Below are 17,245 nucleotides of genomic sequence, written 5' to 3' on the forward strand. Positions count from 1 at the left end.
GCACCGGCACGCGACGGCTGAACCACCGTGCGACGGCGTCATCCGTTCGCCCGCAAGCGACCCGCCCGCCGGAACAAATTTGCCGGTGTTGACCCGTCAGTAACGCCCTCCTATGCTCAACGGCGTTCGCGACCCGGCACCGACCGTACCGGCGCCGTCACCGGCTCGAAGGGCTCCTCCCATCACCACCTCCACCGCCCCCTCGGGCGGCGCCTCCGGCGCGCCCGACGCGGCCGACGCACCCGACGCCGAACCCGGTCGCCGCCGCTTCCTCACCTACCTCCTCGCCGCGCCCACCCTCACCGTCGCCGCCCGGCTCGGCCTGGACGCCGCCGCCCCGGCCACCGCGCGCGCCGCCGTCAACGCCGCCGCGAATGCTCAAACCAGCTCCGCACCGCCGCAGTTGATCGGCCTGCCGGGCATCCCGGACGTCCTGGACCTCGGCGACGCCCTCATCCTGGCCGGCCTGCCGACCTCCCACCTGCTCGTCCTGGAGCTCACCGCCGCCGGGCGCGCCGTCCTGCACCTGCCCCGCCTGGAAGTCGGCCAGGGCCTCACCACCGCCGTCGCGATGCTCGTCGCCGACGAACTCGACGCCCGCCTCGCCGACGTCGACGTGCCGCTCTCCGACGGCCGCCCCGAGCTGCTGTTCAACCAGCTCACCGGCGCCTCCAACTCGGTACGCTCGCTGTACGACCCGGTGCGCGCCGCCGCTGCCGCCGCGCGCGCCCGCCTGGTGACCGCCGCCGCGCGCCGCTGGAACCTCCCCGCCGGCACCCTGCGCACCGCCGACTCCGCCGTCCTCGCCCCGGACGGCCGCCGCGCCGGCTACGGCGAACTCGCCGCCGACGCCGCGGCGATCACCGTCCCGGCCGTGTCCTCGGCCCCCAAGACGGCGGACCGGCTGCGCCTCGTCGGCAGGCCCACCGGCCGCATCGACGCCCGCGACATCGTCACCGGCCGCGCCAAGTACACCGGGGACCTGGCCGTCCCGGGCGCCGTGCCGACCGTCGTCGCCCGCCCGACCACCGTCAACGGCACGCTCGACTCCCTGGACGCCACCGCCGCCCGCGCCATGCCCGGCGTGCTCGGCGTCGTACGGATCCCGAGCGGCGTCGCCGTCCTCGCCGAGACCTTCGACCAGGCGCTGAAGGCCCGCGACGCGCTCGTCACCACCTGGCACCCGGGCCCGGCCGCCGGCCTGTCCGACGCCGACGTCCGCGACCGGCTCCGCGCCGCCCACGCGCCGTTCCTCGTCCCGCCGCTGCTCACCGCCCACGTGGACGGCGAGTTCGACTTCGCCTTCGTCAACCACGCCCCGATGGAGGTCCTGACGGCGATCGCGGACGTGCGGCCGGGCCGGGCCGAACTCTGGTTCGCCGCGCAGACCCCGATCGTCGCCCAGCAGACCATCGCCGCCGAACTCGGCCTCCCCCAGGACGCCGTGACGGTCCACGTGGTGCGCGGCGGCGGCTCGTTCGGGCGGCGGCTGTTCTTCGACGCCGCGCTGGAGGCCGCGCAGATCTCCAGGGCGGCCGGCCGCCCGGTCAAGCTCATGTGGACGCGCAACGACGACATGCGCCACGGCCGCATGCGCCCCGCGAGCCACCACCGCGTCCGGGCCACCCACGCCCTCGGCCAGGTGCTCAGCTACGAACACCGCGCCGCCACCGTCAAGACCGACATGCGGCACGGCCTCGGCGAGGCCCTGACCGCCGCCGGGTTCAACCTCTCGCTCGCCGGGATCAGCCTCAACCAGGCCTTCTTCCTCCTCGCCGAAAAGAACCCCTACAACGTCGGACTCCCGACCCAGCTGCTCACCGAAGTACCCCTGGACGTGCACACCGGCAGCTGGCGCTCGGTCTACTCCGGCACCGTCCGGGTCGCCGACGAGATCATGATGGACGAACTCGCCCGCCGGATGGGCCAGGACGAGGTCGCCTTCCGCCGCGCCCGGCTGCGCGACGCCGCCGGCCGGGCCGTCCTGGACGCCGCGGCCACGGCCGGGAACTGGGGCCGCCCGATGCCGCCCGGCCAGGCCCAGGGCGTCGGCTACCACGACGAGAACGGCGGGCGCGCCGCCTACCTCGTCGAAATCGACGCCACCGACCCGAAGAACCCGCGCGTCACCAAGGCCGTGATCGCCGCCGACGTCGGCCAGGTGGTCAACCCCCGCGGCCTGGAAGCCCAGTTGACCGGCGCGCTGATGGACGGCATCTCGGTGATCCTCCAGGCCGGCAACCACCTCGACAACGGCGCCTTCCGCGAGGGAAGTTACGGCGACTTCCACTACGCGCGGCAGCGGCACTCCCCGCCCGCCGTCGAGATCCACCTCATGCCGCCGAGCGGACCGCCCGGCGGCGCGGGCGAGTTGGGCGTCCCCGCCGCCTCCGCCGCGGTGGCCAACGCCTACGCCCGAGCGACCGGCACGAGCCCGCGCTCGTTCCCGATCAACTTCTGACCCTCCCACCCACGTTCCCGCCGAAGGACCCCGCCTCCCCATGCCCAGCCACACCTTCGTCCTCAACGGACAGCCGGTCACCGTCGACGCGCCGGACGACATGCCGCTGCTCTGGGTGCTGCGCGACAAGCTCGGCGTCACCGGCCCCAAGTACGGCTGCGGCGTGGGCGTCTGCCGCGCCTGCACCAGCCACCTGGACGGCCGGGAGTTCCAGCCCTGCACGATGGCGGTCAAGGACTGCGCGGGCCGCGCCGTCACCACGATCGAGGGCCTCGCCGACGGCGACACCCTGCACCCCGTCCAGGAGGCCTGGCTCGCCTGCGACGTCGCCCAGTGCGGCTTCTGCCAGCCCGGCCAGATCATGACCGCCGCCGCCCTGCTGCGCCGCACCCCCGCCCCGACGGACGCCGACATCGACCAGATCCAGAACATCTGCCGCTGCGGCACCTACCCCCGCATCCGCGAGGCGATCAAGCAGGCCGCGGCCGCCACCCGGCCGGCGTCGTAGGCGGAGCGGACGGCCCCGGCGGAGGCCGAATCCCGCCGGGGCCGATTCACACCCGGCTCACACGCCGAGCTCCTTCGCCGCCAGCGCCGTGCCCTGCACCCGCGCCGCGATCTTGGCGAACGCGGTCTCGCGCGAGGTGGAGGTGTCGTCGGCGAACGGCGAGAACCCGCAGTCGTCGGTGGTGCCCAGCCGGTCGACCGGGATGTGCCGGGCCGCCGCCAGCACGCGGTCGCGCACCTCCTCCGCGGTCTCCACCCGGGGGTCGATCGGGTCGGTCACCCCGATGAACACCTTGGCGTCCGAGGGGAGGTGGTCCGCGATGACGGCCAGGACGCGGTCAGGGTCGGCCTCGCTCGCCAGCTGCACGTAGAACTTGCCGGCCTTCAGCTGGAAGAGCTTCGGCAGCAGCCCGGCGTAGTCGACGTCCAGGCTGTGGGTGGAGTCGAGGTCCCCACCCGGGCAGGTGTGCACACCGATGCGCGCCCGCTCCTCCGCGGAGAAGCGTTCGAGCACCCGGTTGTTGAGGGCCACGAAGTCGTCCAGGAGGCCGCCGGACGGGTCCAGCTTGAGCGACAACCTCCCCTCGGTGAAGTCGAGTTGGACGGTGTGGGCGCCCGCGTCCAGGCAGCCCCGGATGTCCGCCTCGGCCTCGTCGACCAGGTCCTCCAGGAACACCTCCCGCGCATACCCGTCGATGCCGCCGGCCGGATAGAGGAGGCTGAGCGCGGACGGCGCGATGACGGCCTGCTTGACGGGCTTCGACGTGTGGCGCAGCGCGTCCCGCAGGTAGGTGTCGGCGCGCACCTGGTACCGGAACGGCCCGGCGGTCAGGCTCGGCAGCTGCCGGGTGTGCCCGTCGGCGAACGGGATGACGGCGCCGCCCCCGTCGAGGGTTTTCAGACCCGTCAGGGGGTACGTCGCGAAGCTCGGCTTGGCCTGCTCGCCGTCCACCAGGACGGGGCAGCCGAGTTCCTCCAGCCGGGCGAGGGTCTCGGCGGTGGCCTCGTCCTGCAGCTTCTTCAAGTCGGCGTCGGAGAGCCGCCCTTCGGCGTGCTCGGCGATGGCGGCGAGCAGCGCGGACGAGCGCGGGATGCTGCCGATGGGCTCCGTGGAAATGGTCATGACCGGACGTTAGAAAGGCGGGCCGCGCACGTGCAACGGGGCGCGCGGCGCACTCCGTTGCCTGCGCGCGCTCCGCACGCCCCCGCCCCGCCGGTTCACGCCCCCGGGACGACCGCCTTGGGGTCGCGCCCGAAGAACCCCGCCAGCCGGTCGTACGGCGGCGCGTCCTCCGGCACGGCGACCTCGGGGCCGAACGCGAAGGAGGCCTCGTCCGCGCCCCGGTACCCCGGCTTGAGCGCTCCGCGCGCCCACGCGAGCGCGGCGAGTGCCACCTCGTGGTCCAGCCCGTCCGTGGACTGCCCGGTGGATTTGGCCAAATCCCAGGCATGGACGGCCAGTTCCGCGACCTCCTGGTCCACCGGGAAGCGGGCCGGGAACGACCCCACCCCGGGCACCTCCAGCGTGCCGGTGAGCTCCCCGGCCTCCCGCCAGGCGTCGACCAGCTCCTCGGCGCCGGCCTCGAAGGCGTGCAGCCAGTCCGCCTCCACCCGCTCGAAGGACTGCGACCAGTCCGGCCGGCCGCCGCGCGCCTGGACGGTGAACTGCCGCAGGTCGAACAGGAGATGACTGATCAGCGTGCCGACGTCCCACGAGCGGCAGGGCGTCGGGTGGCCGGCCAGCTCGACGCCGGTGCCGTCGATCAGGCCGGCGGTCTGGGCGAGCGCCCGGGCGAGCAGGTCGATCGGGTCGTCGGTCGCGGTCATGGCACGGCCCTCCTGGGACGGCAGGTGATCGGTCCCCGTGATGCTAACCGCGACCACGAACCATCGCCCGGCCCCCGGCTCCGGCGCCACGCCGGGGCCGGAGCCGGGGCCGGAGCCGGGGCCGGGGAGCCCGGCGCGTCCGTCAGGCCGCGAAGCCGCCGTCCACCGCGAGCTCGGCGCCCGTGACGTACCGGCCGTCCTCGCCCACCAGGTACGCGACGGCCGCCGCGACGTCCGCCCCCGTGCCGTAGCGCCCGAGCGAGGTCAGCCCGGCCTGGAACGCGGCCGACTCGCCGTCCGCCGGGTTCATGTCGGTGTCGATCGGCCCGGGGTGGACCACGTTCACCGTGATCCCGCGCGGCCCCAGCTCGCGGGCCAGCGCCTTGGTCAGCCCGATCGTCGCGGCCTTGCTGGTCGCGTACAGCACGGCGCCGCCGAAGGCGACCCGCTTGGCGATGCAGCTGCCGATCGTGACGATCCGCCCGCCCTCGGACAGCAGCGGCGCGGCCGCCTGGGCGAACAGGTACGGCGCCCGGACGTTCACCTCCAGCACGCGGTCGACGTCCGCCGCCGTCATGTCGCCGATCGGCCCCATGGCCCCGACGCCGGCGTTGTTCACCAGGACGTCGAGCCGCCCGAACCGCTCGACGGCCGCGGCCACCACGGCCCGGACCTCCTGCGGGTCGGCGCAGTCCGCCCGGACCGCCCAGCCGCGCCGCCCAGCCGCGGTGATCTTCGCCGCGACGGCCTCGGCCCGCTCGGCGCTCCCCTGGTAGGTGAGGACGACATCCGCGCCGTCCTCGGCCAGCCGCAGCGCGATCGCCTCCCCGATCCCCCGGCTCCCGCCGGTCACCAGGGCCACCTTGCCGTCGAGCCCCATCGCACCGTTCATCGTCGTCTCCCAAGTCGCGAGTACTGAAAGCCCGTTGTCGGGCACGACTCGATCCTCGACGGCGGCGGCGCAAACCTCCGGCGGTATTCGGACGTTGCGTTGAAGGTTCAACAGTGTGCGCGGTAGTGCGACGCCACCGCCGGCTGCCCCGTGTAGTTCGGCCCGGCATCCGCGTCCGCCCCGGCGTACGCGAACGGCAGGTGAACGCTCCGCCCGCCCTCCAGTACCAGCAGGTGCCGCCGCGCCCGGTACTCGAACCCGGCCTCGCGCAACGCCGCGACCACCGCCCGGCCGGCGCTCGCCCCATCCGCCCACCGCACCGACTCCGGGTCGAAGTGCGCGGCGAACCGCCCGTCCGGCGCGAGCCACGCGGCGGCCCTGGCGATGACGCCCAGCCGGTCGCCCAGATAGTGCAGGCCGTGGACACACGTGATCAGGTCGTACGACCGGCGTGGGGTCCAGTCCGCGAGCGCCGCCCTGACCAACCGCAGTCCCGGTAGTGAATCGGCATCAGGTGGCGGCGCGAGCGGACCGACGAGATCCACGCCCGTCAGAACCGCCCCCGCCGGAAGCCGACGCGCCGCCTCGACCATCGCGCGCCCCTCGCCGCTGCACAGATCCAGCCAGGCCGGCGCGGCCCCGCCGCGCCCGAGCAGCCACTCGGCCGGGTCGAACCCCAGCTCCCGCGCATAGCTGTTCACCCCGCTGAGGCCGCGCTCGCGGTTCATCGTGTTGTTGGCCACCACGGACGAGCCCACGAGCTCGCCGTCGGGTATCAGTCGCACCATCGGGCGACCCTATCGACACGCGGTCCGACCAGGCACGATGCCCCGCCCGCGGACCGCCGGCACGGGCCCGACACGCCGAAGGGCCGCACAGGGCCCCCTGGGGCGCCGCGCGGCCCTGCCGAGGAGCCGGGACCCCGGCCCCGCCCCCACAACGCGCGGAGCGGCCATCCCCGGGTCTCGGGATGGCCGCTCGGTGTGCGGTCGAACGGTGGCGACGATGCGTCAGACGGTCAGGTCCTGCCCCGGGAAGATCAGGTCCGGGTCGTCGCCGATGGTGCGGAGGTTCTTGCCGTACAGCGTGTCGGTGTCGGTGCCGAACCTGACCGCGATCTCGCTCAGCGTGTCACCGCTCTGCACGGTGTAGCCGCCGTTCGCGCTGCTCTTCGGGGTCGACGGAGCGGGCTTGGCCGGCTGGGCCGGTGCCTGCTGCGGCTGCGTCCGCGGCGTCGACCTGGTCGCGGGCTTGGCCGCCTGGTTGATTTCCTGCCCGGCGTCCTGCCCGGTGTCCTGCTTGGCGCCCTGCCTGGCGCCCTGCTTCGCCGCCGGCTTCGACGGCTTCGCGGCCGGCTTGGCCGCCGGCTGTGCGGGCTTGGCCGGGGCGTCGTTCACGGAATCCGCGACCTCCGCCGGGGCTCCGCCCTTGCTCAGGCCCGCCTTGTGCGAGCACACGGGCCACGCGCCCGGGCCCTGGGAGGCGAGGACCTTCTCGGCGACCGCGATCTGCTGCGCCTTGGTCGCGTGGTTGGCCTGGGAGGCGTACGCGGTCCCGCCGTACGCGGCCCAGGTGCCGGAGGCGAACTGCAGCCCGCCGTAGAACCCGTTTCCGGTGCTGATGCTCCAGTTGCCGCCGCTCTCGCACTGGGCGACGGCGTCCCAGGCCGAGGTGGGCGCGGCGGAGGCCGAGGTGGCCGTGACGAGGCCGGCAACCGGCAGGGCCGCGACGGCGGCACCCGCGACGATCCCGATCCGCAGGCGGTTGCGCTTGGCGGAGGCGGGGGTGGAGGTCGTGGAGTCGGTGGCAGTGGCGGTCTCGTGACGGGGATTCATGGAGATCCTCTCGACAAGCCCCGGGCAGGCAGACGGAACCAGGCCCTGGACGGGGCCGGTCGAATCCGTTCGCCTCACTCGATGGACGGCGGGGCACGTGTCGGACGTGCCGTGCCGTCCCGGCACCTCCGCTCGCCGACGGCCTGGGTACGGCCGGTCGCGTCGGCGGTACGGCCCTCGCGCCGGGGGTCAGTCGGCGGGCCGTGCGTCGGGGTGAACCCGGGTAGCGCTCGTTGCGCCGCCAATGAAGCTAGGGGCGGTTTGGTCGGCACGGCAAGCAATTCTTCGGGTACGCAGGTCAGTTGACTGTTACCGGCGGTATCGATCAAGAAGCGACGTCCAGTTGGACCGCATTTGATCGGATTTTCAAGATCAGATGTTCAATTCCCGTGCGCTCGGTCACACCTGTCCATTCATCAGACCACGCGCACTATCGACGGACCGTCACGGATCACTGACGGACCGTCATCGAAATAACCGAAGTTCCCGCCTCCGCGCGTCAGTTGAGTGACCTGCGTCACACCCGCCACGCTCCGTCGTCACGGGAACACGCTCAGCCGCGCCCGTCCAGCTCCGCGTCCCGTGCCAGCAGCGCCGCCTGGACCCGGTTCTCGCAGCCCAACTTGGCCAGGATCCGACTCACGTAGGTCTTCACCGTCGCCTCGCTCATGTGGATCCGCGCGCCGGCGTCCGCATTGGACAGCCCCTCGCCGAGCAGCGCGAGAACCTCCAGCTCACGGCCGGTGAGCACCTCCAGCCGGCGCCGCGCCTCCGCGCTGCGGGCGGCCGCCGAGCCGCTGCGCCCGGAGGCCAGCGAATCGACGATGTGCCTGGTCGCGGCGGGTGACAGGAAGGCGTTGCCGCTGGCCGCCGCGCGCACCGCCTGGATCAGCTCGGCCGGTGCCGTGTCCTTGAGGAGGAAGCCCGCGCCCCCCTCGGTCACGGCGCGCAGGACGTTCTCGCGCTCGCCGAAGGTGGTGAGGATCAAGGCCCGCGCGCCGGGTGCGGCCTTCGAGAGCTCCCCGAGTGCCGTCAGCCCGTCCATCACCGGCATCTGGATGTCCAGCAGCACGACGTCCACCCGGTGCGCCCGCGCGAGCTCCAGCGCGCGCCGTCCGTCGGCGGCCTCCGCGACCACCTCGATGTCGTCGGCGGAGGCGAGGATCATCCTGATCCCGGCCCGGATGAGCGGCTCGTCGTCGGCGACGAGGACTCGGATCACGCTGGACATCTCCTCGAACGGTGCTGGATGGGCGACGCCACCATCCTCACATCCGGACGCGGCCGGACCTCGACCGGCCCGGTCACTCCTTGACCCGGTAGTGCTCCTTGTCCACCAGGACGCCGTCCTTGAAGCAGAAGCGCACCGCGTTGTCCTCGCCGAACTTCTCCTTCGAGTCCTCGGCCTGGAAGTACACGCAGTGCGCGCCCTCCGGCACCGGCGGCCCGCCCTTGTCGAAGCCGTCGGTCAGCCAGGAGGCCCCGCGCGGCAGCCGGCCGAGCACGTCCGACTCCGACTGCCCGACCCGGACCCCGTCATAGGCGTCCTTCTTCACGGTCGCGCTGTCGCTGGCCTGGACGAAGGCCCACAGGCCCCACACGAGCAGTCCCAGCACGGTGAGCCCGACGCCCACCACCCCCACCGCGCACCCCAGCGCCGGACTGCGCCGCCGGCCGCCGTCCTCGACGGCGGGCAGGCCCTCCAGCACCCAGTCCTCGATCCCGGGGCCGGCCTCGCCGCCGTCGCCCCCGCCGTCCGCGGCCCCTTCGTACGGGAGCATCCCCGCCAGCCGGAAGCCCTGGTCGGGCGTCGCCCCCGCGTGCACCATGCCGCCGACCAGCCGGGCGCGCTCCCGCAGGCCGGTCAGGCCCTGCCCGCCGCTGACCGCCTGCCCGACCCCGGCACGCGCGCCCACGAGCTCCGGCGCACGCGGATTGGTGACCTCGACCACGAGCGCGTCCGGCTCGTACCGGAGCGCGACCGCGATCGGCGCACCGGGGGCGTGTTTGTGCGCGTTGGTGAGCGCCTCCTGCACGATCCGGTACGCCGCGTGGTCGACGGCGGCGGGCAGCGCACGCCGCTCCCCCTCCTTGCGGAAGGACACCTCCGCCCCGGCGGCGCGCGAGGACTCGACGAGACCCTCGATCCCGTCCACCCCGCCCCGGCCGCCGGACGCACCCGCCGACGTCGGCGCCGGCGGCACCGCCGTCGACTCGTCGTGCAGCACGCCCACCACCTCGCGCAGCTCCCGCATCGCGGCCACCGCCGCCTGCCGCAGCACGCCGACCGCCTCGCGCTGCCGGTCGGTGAGCGTGCGGTCCACCTCCAGCGCGCCGGAGTGCACCGAGATCAGCGCGAGCTGGTGGCCGAGGCTGTCGTGCATGTCCTGGGCGATCCGGTGCCGCTCGCGCAGCCGCGCCTGGTGCACCACCATGACGCGCTCGCGCACCAGCTGGTCGTTGCGCTCCCGCAGCGCGTCCAGGAGCGCGCGGCGCTGCGCCCGGTAGCGCCCCCACAGGGCGGGCAGCACCGCCGTGATCAGGAAGCCGCCCAGCGAGATCGCGATGATCGCCTTCGGCGACATCGAGCCGGCGTCCTTCAGCACGCCGGTCACGGTGAACAGCACCCAGCTCGCGACGAAGGTCGCGACCAGCACGCCGACCCGGCGCACCCGAGCGCCGGCCGCCCAGCCCGCCACGACGAGCAGCGGGAGCGGTCCGGGGGCCCAGCCGGCCACGGCCGCCGTCACCAGCAGGACGCTCGCCGGGAAGGCCCGCCGCAACAGGAACAGCAGAACGGTCCCGATCCCGACCGGCACCGCGAAGCCGGTGCTGCCGACGACCTCCAGCAGGACGGCGAACCCGCCCAGCAGCAGGACGGACAGCACCTCGCGCACCACCGCCCAGGGACCCCAGGGACCGGGCAGCGCCGTCCGTACCGCCTTCGTGCAGGCCCGTGCAATCGCGTTCACCCGTCCGAGGCTAACCGGACCGAGGGGCCCGCCGCCGTCACCCTTCGTAGCGCCGCCTCCCGACGAAAGTCGCCGCCCGCGCCTCACCGTTCGGCGACCCCGCGGAACTCGGTGAGCAGCAGCGCGACGTCGTCCACCCGGTGCGTGGAGCCGACCTCCCGCAGCACCCGGTCCGCGAGCCCCTCCAGCCCCTCCCCTCCGGGGCGTCCGAGCACGGTCCGCAGCCGCTCAAGCCCCTGGTCGATCGGCACCGCCGGATCCTCCACCAGCCCGTCCGTGTACAGGGCGACCACCGACCCGGCCGCCAGGCGCAGCTCGCTGACCGGGTACTCCGCGACGTCCTCCACCCCCAGCAGCGGCCCGCCCGCCAGGTCCAGCACCTCCGCCGACCCGCCGGGCCGGCGCAGCAGCGGCGGCAGGTGCCCGGCGCGGGCGATCCGGACGGTGCCGTCGGCCGGGGTGAGCCGCACCAGGCAGCAGCTGGCGAGCAGCCCGGGATCGAGGTCGAGGAGCAGCCGGTTGGTGCGGGCGAGGACGCGGTCGGGCATGTCGCCGCCACTGGCGAAGGCGCGGACGGCGCTGCGCAGCTGGCCCATGGTGGCGGCGGCGGCGACGCTGTGGCCCTCGACGTCGCCGATGACGAGGGTGAGGTCGCCGCCGGTGACGATCGCGTCGTACCAGTCGCCGCCGATCTCCATGCCCTGGGTGCCGGGCAGGTAGCGGGCGGCGGTGCGCACGCCGGGGACGTCGGGCAGCCGGTGCGGCAGCAGGGCCTGCTGGAGGCCGCGGGCGAGGGCGAACTCGGCGTCGTAGAGGCGGGCGCGTTCCAGGGCCTGGGCGATGAAGCCGCCGAGGGCGGTGAGCAGGCCGCGTTCCTCGGTGGTGAAGGGGCGGGGCCGGTCGAAGCCGAGGATGCAGCTGCCGACGGGGTGGCCGGAGGCGATGAGCGGCAGGAAGGCCCAGGCGCCCATCTCGTCGAGGGCGATGCCGGGGTAGGCGGCGGAGAGCTCGTGGACGTCCTCGAAGAAGATCGGGGTGCCGGTGCTGAGCGTCTCGGCGCCGGGGACGCGGGCGCTGATGGGGGTGCCCTCGAAGCGGTCGAGGAACCCGTCGGGGTAGCCGGCCTGGGAGACGAGGTGGAGGCGCTTGTCGCGGACGGCGTAGATGGCGAGCTCCTGGCCGCCGAAGGCCGGGAGGATCTGCTCGGAGACGGCCCGGCAGACGTCGGCGACGCTGGCCGCCTCGGTGAGGGCGCTGGCGAGCTGGAGCAGGTGGTAGGTGTCGCCGAGGCCGGGGCGGACGCCGCGCGGTGGTGCCGGGGGCGCGCCGGCCGTGCCGGGCGGGGCCTCGGCGGCGACGACCCGGCCGGTGACGCCGTGCGCGTCCGGGTAGAGGGAGAAGGCCAGCCAGCCGCCCGGCGGGCGGGTGGCGAGGAATGCGGTGGGCTGCTGGGAGAGCATCGCGGCCCGGTAGCGGTTCTCGTAGAAGGGGTCGGCGAGCCAGGGCATGGCCTCCCAGGGGAGGCGGCCGATCAGTTCCTCGCGCACCGCGCCGAGCAGTGGTTCGACGCCGCGGTTGGCGTAGGTGATGCGGCCGTCGGGGTCGAGCGAGAAGACGCCCTCGCGCAGCCGCTCGACGGCCGCCGCGGCGGCGCTGAGGGTGCGGGTGTCCAGGACGGCGCCGACGAGGTGGGTGCCGTACTCGTCGATGGCCTTCGGCACGCGCGCCCACAGCTCCACGGGGTACGGGCGGCCGTCGCGGCCGAGCACGCGCACCCGGGCGGCCAGGACCTCGCCGTGTTCGAGGGCGAGCTTGGCGGCGGCCCGGAACTCGGGCAGGTCGCCGGGGGCGATCCGGGCGGTGAGCGAGGTGACGCGGCCGTCGAACTCGCCGGGCGCGAAGCCGAAGATCTCCCGGAACTGCTCGTCGGCGGCGAGCGCGCCGGTGACGGTGTTCCAGTCGAACAGGCCCACCCGGGTGGTCGGCACGGACGGCGCGGGCAGCTCCACCACCGGGCTGTCCCCGTTCGGCTCGACGGCCCGCCCGGCCGCCTCCAGCCCGGCGAGCCCGGCCGCCAGGCGCTCGGCGACCGACCGCAGCCGGTGCGGCGCGCCCGGCGGCACCCCGTCGTCGGAGGCCGCCCACAGCACGCTGAGCACGCCGAACCGGTCCTCGCCCGCCGTCACCGGCACGCACGCGGAGGCGAAGTCGTACGGCATGCCGACCGCGAGCTGCGGGAAGCGCCGCATGGTGTCCTCGCTGTCGGCGAGGGTGATCGTCCGCCCGGTGCGGAAGCTGACCGCCACCGGCAGCGGCCCGGCCGCCGCGACCCGCCGGAACGGGCTCATGATCGACAGCGGCACCCCGGCGATCGTGCACAGCACCAGCGACCGCCGGTCCCGCGAGCGCAGGTGCACCATCGCCCCGTACGCCCCCGTCCCGCCGAGCACCGCCCGGACGGCGTCCGCCAGCAGGGCGTCCCGTTCGTGCGCCGCCCCGGCGGCGGCATCGGGCTCGCGGGGACGGTGCGGCCCGTTCGGACCGCCGGGCTCACCCTGGCGCATGCTCTTTTGCTACGCCGGGCCCCGAACGCTGTCAAGGCGAGCCCCACCCGGCCCACCGGCCCCGCGCGCCCTGCCCGTCACTGCCGGTGGCCACCGATCTGCGGGAGCCGTTGCCGTCCCGGGTCTCTCTGTTACGCCTCCGGGACACATATATACGAACCGGTTCTCCGGATCGGGGCGTCCTCTGGGCTGATCGGGCGCACGACCGGGTGGCGTCCGCGGAACGTAGGGGTGGACCATGCGGGTTGGCAAGGGAGTGGCGGTCGCGGCGACGGTGCTGGCGCTGGGGCTCGGGGCGGCGGCGTGCAACGACGACGCGGCGTCGACGGCCGCGGCGCCGACAGCGGCGGCAACGGCCGCGGCGACGGGAGGTGCCACCACCCCGGCGCCGTCCAAGAGCGCCCCCGCTCCCGCGTCCCCCGGCAAGGCCTCCACCCGCTGCCACACCGCCGACCTCAAGGCCGACGTCCAACTGCAGCCGGACTTCCCCGGGTCCGCGATGGTGCTGCTCACCAACAAGGGCTCCCGCACCTGCACGGTGAACGGCTACCTCGGCTACGGCGGCCTCGGCGCGGACAACAGCCCGATCGTGACCGGCAGTTCGCGCGTCGCCCACCCCGGGGCGCCGGTCGAGGCCGACCTCAAGCCGGGCGCCACGGCCTTCTCCGGCCTCAAATGGGCGTCCTGCGACAAGGCCGACCCGAAGTGCAAGGTCCTGGCCGGCATCACCGTCACCCCTCCGGACGAGACCACCCAGCTCACCGCGAACGTCATCGGCGCCGACGGCAAGCCGGTCACCCAACTGACCGTCTCCGCCGCCGGTTTCACGGTCGGCACGCTCCAACCCTCCAACCAGGGCGTGGTCTTCGCCTCCTGATGCGAGGCGGACGGACCGGGCACACCTACCCGACGCACTGACCGGAGGTGCACCCGCCCACCAGCTCAAGGGTGTACGTGATGACCGTCTGCCCCTCCGAACAGCTGCTGCCGTAGCAGTAGTCGAGCTGGTGCCGGCCTTCGCCCTCCTGGAGGGGATCGACGGTCCGGGTGCCCACGGCCACCCGGTCGTCGCCGGAGACGTAGTCGTAGTCCCACAGGTCCGCCGTGACGACGAACACCTTGCCGGTGGCACCGTTCGTCGGGAACAGCTTCTCGTCCCACATCTTCCACCGGTTCGCCGACGCGATGTCGAGGGGACCGTTGGGCACCCAGACCGCGTCCGAACGGGACCGGCTCCACAAGTACTGGTCGTCGAAGACCACGTCCCCGTAGAGCTCGCCGCCGCCGGAGTCGCCGCCGTTGCGGACGTCGATGCCGTTGATCGTCATCCGCCAGACCTCGGTGCCGCAGCCGTCCGCCGCGGTGGCGGAGCCGGCGGGCGTCAGCGCCAGCCCCAGGGCCAGGGCGCCCGCCGCGAGGACGGAACGTGAAGTGGGCACGGGCACTCCTCGGGTTCAGCCGAACTGGAAGCGGACCGGGAGGTGGTCCGACTGGCCGGCGCTGCGCCGCGCGTCGGTGAAGACCGCGCGGAGGACCAGCCGGGTCAGGAGGGCGGCGGCGACCACCGCGTAGTCGATCACCGCGTTGCTCTGGGGACGGGTGACCTCGCTCGGCGCGACCTCGCTCGTCCGGGAACCGGCGGTGGCCCAGCCGTTCGGGATCCGGTTCCAGTCCCCGGCGGCGACCCACGGGTACGGCCCGGCCCCCGCGACGGCGCACTCGACGGCCTGCACGATGCGCGGGCCGTCCCAGCCGCCGCGTCCGCCGCCGCCCGTCTGCGGCTGGGCCGAGGCGTGCACGGTGAACACCCAGGCGTCGATGCCCTGGGGCAGGATGCCGAGCGCGGGCCGGACGGAGGCGTTCGCGGGGTCCTGGGCGACGAGGACGTCCCGGGCGCGGCGCGCCTCCGGCACGACCAGCGCCATGTTGACGCGACCGCCGTTGGGGTCGGTCTCCGTCCAGTAGATGAAGTAGTCGCGGCCCCGGCTGCTACTGCCGACGCGCCAGCGGAACTCCCGCACGGTGTACCCGTTCCGGTTCCACGTGCGCTCCGGCGTGGTCCCGGCGGCCGGGGGCCGGCCGGCCTCCTGGAGGGCGACGACGTCGGAGTTCTGAGCCAGCGGCGCGACGTCCTGGGTCCACTTGCACTCCCCGCCGGCCGTCGAGCCCTGCATGTTCCAGGTCTCCACCGTGAAGGGCGGCAGCGCCCTGGTGGAGCGGACGACGGACCGGGACGACGAGGCGGCGGGAAGCGGTTCGGTGCGCGCCTGCGCGAAGGCCGCCCCGGCCGGCCCTGCGGCGACCGTCACGCACACGCTCACGACGAGGGCCCAGCGACGGGCAAGGGGGAACGCCATCGACTCCGCGGCCCTCTCCGGGAGCCGGCGCTCCCACGGGGACGACCGTAGAACGGACGGCGGGAGCGGACACCCGGGGAGGGCCACAGGTGTGACACCGGGCCGCGGCCTCGGAGCGGGCCGGACGGTGAGCCGCAGTCACCTGCGTGACCGACGGCCGCCGAGCGGAAGGCGTTCGGTCGCCGCCCCGGCGGAGGAGGCCGCTACCGCTCGATCTCCCGCTTGAGGATCTTGCCGGTCGGCCCCTTCGGCAGGGCCTCGACGATCCGCACCTCGCGCGGGTACTTGTAGGGCGCGACGCGCTCCTTGACGAAGGCGCGCAGTTCGTCCGGTTCGGCGGCGGACCCCGGCTTGAGGGCTACCACGGCGGCGACCTCCTCGCCGAGGACCGGGTGCGGGACGCCGATCACGGCCGCCTCCGCGACGGCCGGGTGCTCGTAGAGGACCTCCTCGACCTCCCGCGGGTAGACGTTGAAGCCGGCGCGGATGATCAGGTCCTTCATGCGGTCCACGATCCGGAAGTGGCCGTCGGGGTCCCTGACGCCCACGTCGCCGGTGCGCAGCCAGCCGTCCGGGATCGCGGCGGCGGTGGCCTCGGGGTTCCGCCAGTACCCCTTCATCAGGTTGTGCCCGCGGATGGCGACCTCCCCCGGCTGCCCGTCGGGCAGCTCACGGCCGTGCTCGTCGACGATCCGCAGCTCGACGCCCTCGATCGGTGTGCCGACGGTGCCGGGCCTGCGGGGCCGGTCGGGGTGGTTGAAGCAGGCGACGGGGGAGGTCTCGGACAGCCCGTAGCCCTCCAGGACGGTGCAGGCGAAGGTCTCCTCGAACGCGCGCAGGACCTCGACCGGCAGGGCCGCGCCGCCCGAGATGCAGACCCGCAGCGACTCGGCACGCGTGCGGTCGTCGGCGGCCGCGCCGGAGGCGGCGAGCAGTGCGCTGTACATGGTGGGCACGCCGAGGAACGCGGTGACGCCGTCCCGCTCGATGATCTCCAGTGCCCTTGCGGCGTCGAAGCGCGGCAGCAGGGTCGTGCAGGCGCCGGCGGCGACGGCGCAGTCCAGTCCGACCATCTGGCCGAAGGCGTGGAACAGCGGCAGACCGCCGAAGACCACGTCGCGCTCGGTCAGTTGGAGGATGGTTCCGCGGGTGACCTCGACATTGCGGGCGATGCCGTGGTGCGTGAGCTCGGCGCCCTTGGGCCGGCCGGTTGTCCCGGAGGTGTAGAGGATCACGGCGGTGTCGGACGGCTCGCGCTCGACCAACTCCAGCTCGGGGTCTTCGAGTCGACCGCCGCCGGGGAGCCCGTCCGCGCCGACCGTCAGGGCCGTCACCCCGGCCGCCCGCGCGCCGGTCAGCGCCTCGTCGGCGCCGTCCCGCCAGGCCAGCAGCAGGGCCGCATCCGCGTCGGCGAGGTGGTACTCGACCTCGCGCGCCCGCAGCAGCGGGTTGAGCGGCACGACGACCGCGCCGGCCCACAGGATCCCGAAGTACAGCACGGCGAAGACCGGGACGTTGGGCACCAGCAGGCCGACCCGGTCCCCGGGCCGCACGCCGGCACGGCGCAGGAGGGCGGCCGTCCGGGCCGCGGCGTCCGCGAGTCCGCCGTAGTCGAGGACGGCGTCGTCGAGCCGCACGGCCGGGCGGCGGGGGAAGCGGGCGGCCGAATCGGCGAGGATCGCGGCGAGGTTGACCCCGGGACGGCTCACGTGCGGCTCCTTCGAAGCCCTCGGCAGGCGGCCGCGCCGCTGTCCGAGGCGCGCTTCGAGCTACCGTGGCCGCCCCGCCACCCGTTGTCAACAGATCGTCCCGGCCCCGTCACCCACGGGA

14 protein-coding genes are annotated in these 17,245 nt (G+C 74.3%); 3 read left to right on the plus strand and 11 right to left on the minus strand.

The window, feature by feature from the left end:
- Positions 1-112: 112 nt before the first annotated feature.
- Positions 113-2,461, plus strand: coding sequence for a molybdopterin cofactor-binding domain-containing protein (locus ACFVSN_RS04985; protein WP_387593640.1), 2,349 nt, complete (start codon positions 113-115; stop codon positions 2,459-2,461).
- A 40-nt stretch (positions 2,462-2,501) separates the two neighbouring features.
- Positions 2,502-2,969 carry a (2Fe-2S)-binding protein gene (locus ACFVSN_RS04990; RefSeq protein WP_380442713.1) on the plus strand — a complete coding sequence of 156 codons (468 nt, stop codon included), beginning with the start codon at positions 2,502-2,504 and terminating at the stop codon, positions 2,967-2,969.
- A gap of 57 nt (positions 2,970-3,026) precedes the next feature.
- Here ACFVSN_RS04990 and ACFVSN_RS04995 read toward each other — a convergent pair whose 3' ends face one another.
- From ACFVSN_RS04995 to ACFVSN_RS05030, 8 genes are all read right to left on the minus strand, one after another.
- A complete protein-coding gene (locus ACFVSN_RS04995) occupies positions 3,027-4,091 on the minus strand; it encodes a cobalamin-independent methionine synthase II family protein (RefSeq protein ID WP_387593638.1) in 1,065 nt (354 codons plus the stop codon).
- Positions 4,092-4,186: 95 nt separating this feature from the next.
- Positions 4,187-4,795 carry a TIGR03086 family metal-binding protein gene (locus ACFVSN_RS05000; protein ID WP_380442717.1) on the minus strand — a complete coding sequence of 203 codons (609 nt, stop codon included), beginning with the start codon at positions 4,793-4,795 and terminating at the stop codon, positions 4,187-4,189.
- 142 nt (positions 4,796-4,937) lie between these two features.
- Positions 4,938-5,687, minus strand: coding sequence for an SDR family NAD(P)-dependent oxidoreductase (locus tag ACFVSN_RS05005; RefSeq protein ID WP_380442456.1), 750 nt, complete (start codon positions 5,685-5,687; stop codon positions 4,938-4,940).
- 107 nt (positions 5,688-5,794) lie between these two features.
- On the minus strand, positions 5,795-6,475 hold the full coding sequence (locus tag ACFVSN_RS05010; protein ID WP_380442458.1) for a class I SAM-dependent methyltransferase: 681 nt from the start codon (positions 6,473-6,475) through the stop codon (positions 5,795-5,797).
- Between the two features lie 222 nt (positions 6,476-6,697).
- Positions 6,698-7,522, minus strand: a complete 825-nt coding sequence (locus ACFVSN_RS05015) for a transglycosylase family protein (protein ID WP_387593635.1) — start codon at positions 7,520-7,522, stop codon at positions 6,698-6,700.
- A 553-nt stretch (positions 7,523-8,075) separates the two neighbouring features.
- On the minus strand, positions 8,076-8,744 hold the full coding sequence (locus tag ACFVSN_RS05020; protein WP_359971371.1) for a response regulator transcription factor: 669 nt from the start codon (positions 8,742-8,744) through the stop codon (positions 8,076-8,078).
- Between the two features lie 82 nt (positions 8,745-8,826).
- Entirely contained in the window at positions 8,827-10,494 is a 1,668-nt protein-coding gene (locus tag ACFVSN_RS05025; protein ID WP_387593632.1) for a sensor histidine kinase, read from the minus strand.
- An 83-nt stretch (positions 10,495-10,577) separates the two neighbouring features.
- Positions 10,578-13,058, minus strand: a complete 2,481-nt coding sequence (locus ACFVSN_RS05030; protein ID WP_387953699.1) for a SpoIIE family protein phosphatase — start codon at positions 13,056-13,058, stop codon at positions 10,578-10,580.
- Between the two features lie 238 nt (positions 13,059-13,296).
- On the opposite strand from ACFVSN_RS05030, the gene ACFVSN_RS05035 reads away from it, so the two are divergent.
- The gene (locus ACFVSN_RS05035; protein ID WP_387599472.1) at positions 13,297-13,935 is read left to right on the plus strand and encodes a DUF4232 domain-containing protein; all 639 of its coding nucleotides are present in this window, start codon (positions 13,297-13,299) and stop codon (positions 13,933-13,935) included.
- 25 nt (positions 13,936-13,960) lie between these two features.
- Here the strand turns inward: ACFVSN_RS05035 and ACFVSN_RS05040 are convergent, their stop codons facing one another.
- The 3 genes from ACFVSN_RS05040 to ACFVSN_RS05050 all read right to left on the minus strand — a co-directional run bounded on the left by ACFVSN_RS05040 (position 13,961) and on the right by ACFVSN_RS05050 (position 17,124).
- On the minus strand, positions 13,961-14,497 hold the full coding sequence (locus ACFVSN_RS05040; RefSeq protein WP_387599469.1) for a hypothetical protein: 537 nt from the start codon (positions 14,495-14,497) through the stop codon (positions 13,961-13,963).
- Between the two features lie 15 nt (positions 14,498-14,512).
- Positions 14,513-15,415, minus strand: a complete 903-nt coding sequence (locus tag ACFVSN_RS05045; RefSeq protein WP_380442476.1) for an endonuclease/exonuclease/phosphatase family protein — start codon at positions 15,413-15,415, stop codon at positions 14,513-14,515.
- A 203-nt stretch (positions 15,416-15,618) separates the two neighbouring features.
- A complete protein-coding gene (locus ACFVSN_RS05050) occupies positions 15,619-17,124 on the minus strand; it encodes a long-chain fatty acid--CoA ligase (protein ID WP_387599465.1) in 1,506 nt (501 codons plus the stop codon).
- Between the last annotated feature and the right edge of the window lie 121 nt (positions 17,125-17,245).

Source organism: Kitasatospora sp. NPDC057904 (assembly GCF_042887925.1).
Taxonomy (GTDB): domain Bacteria; phylum Actinomycetota; class Actinomycetes; order Streptomycetales; family Streptomycetaceae; genus Kitasatospora.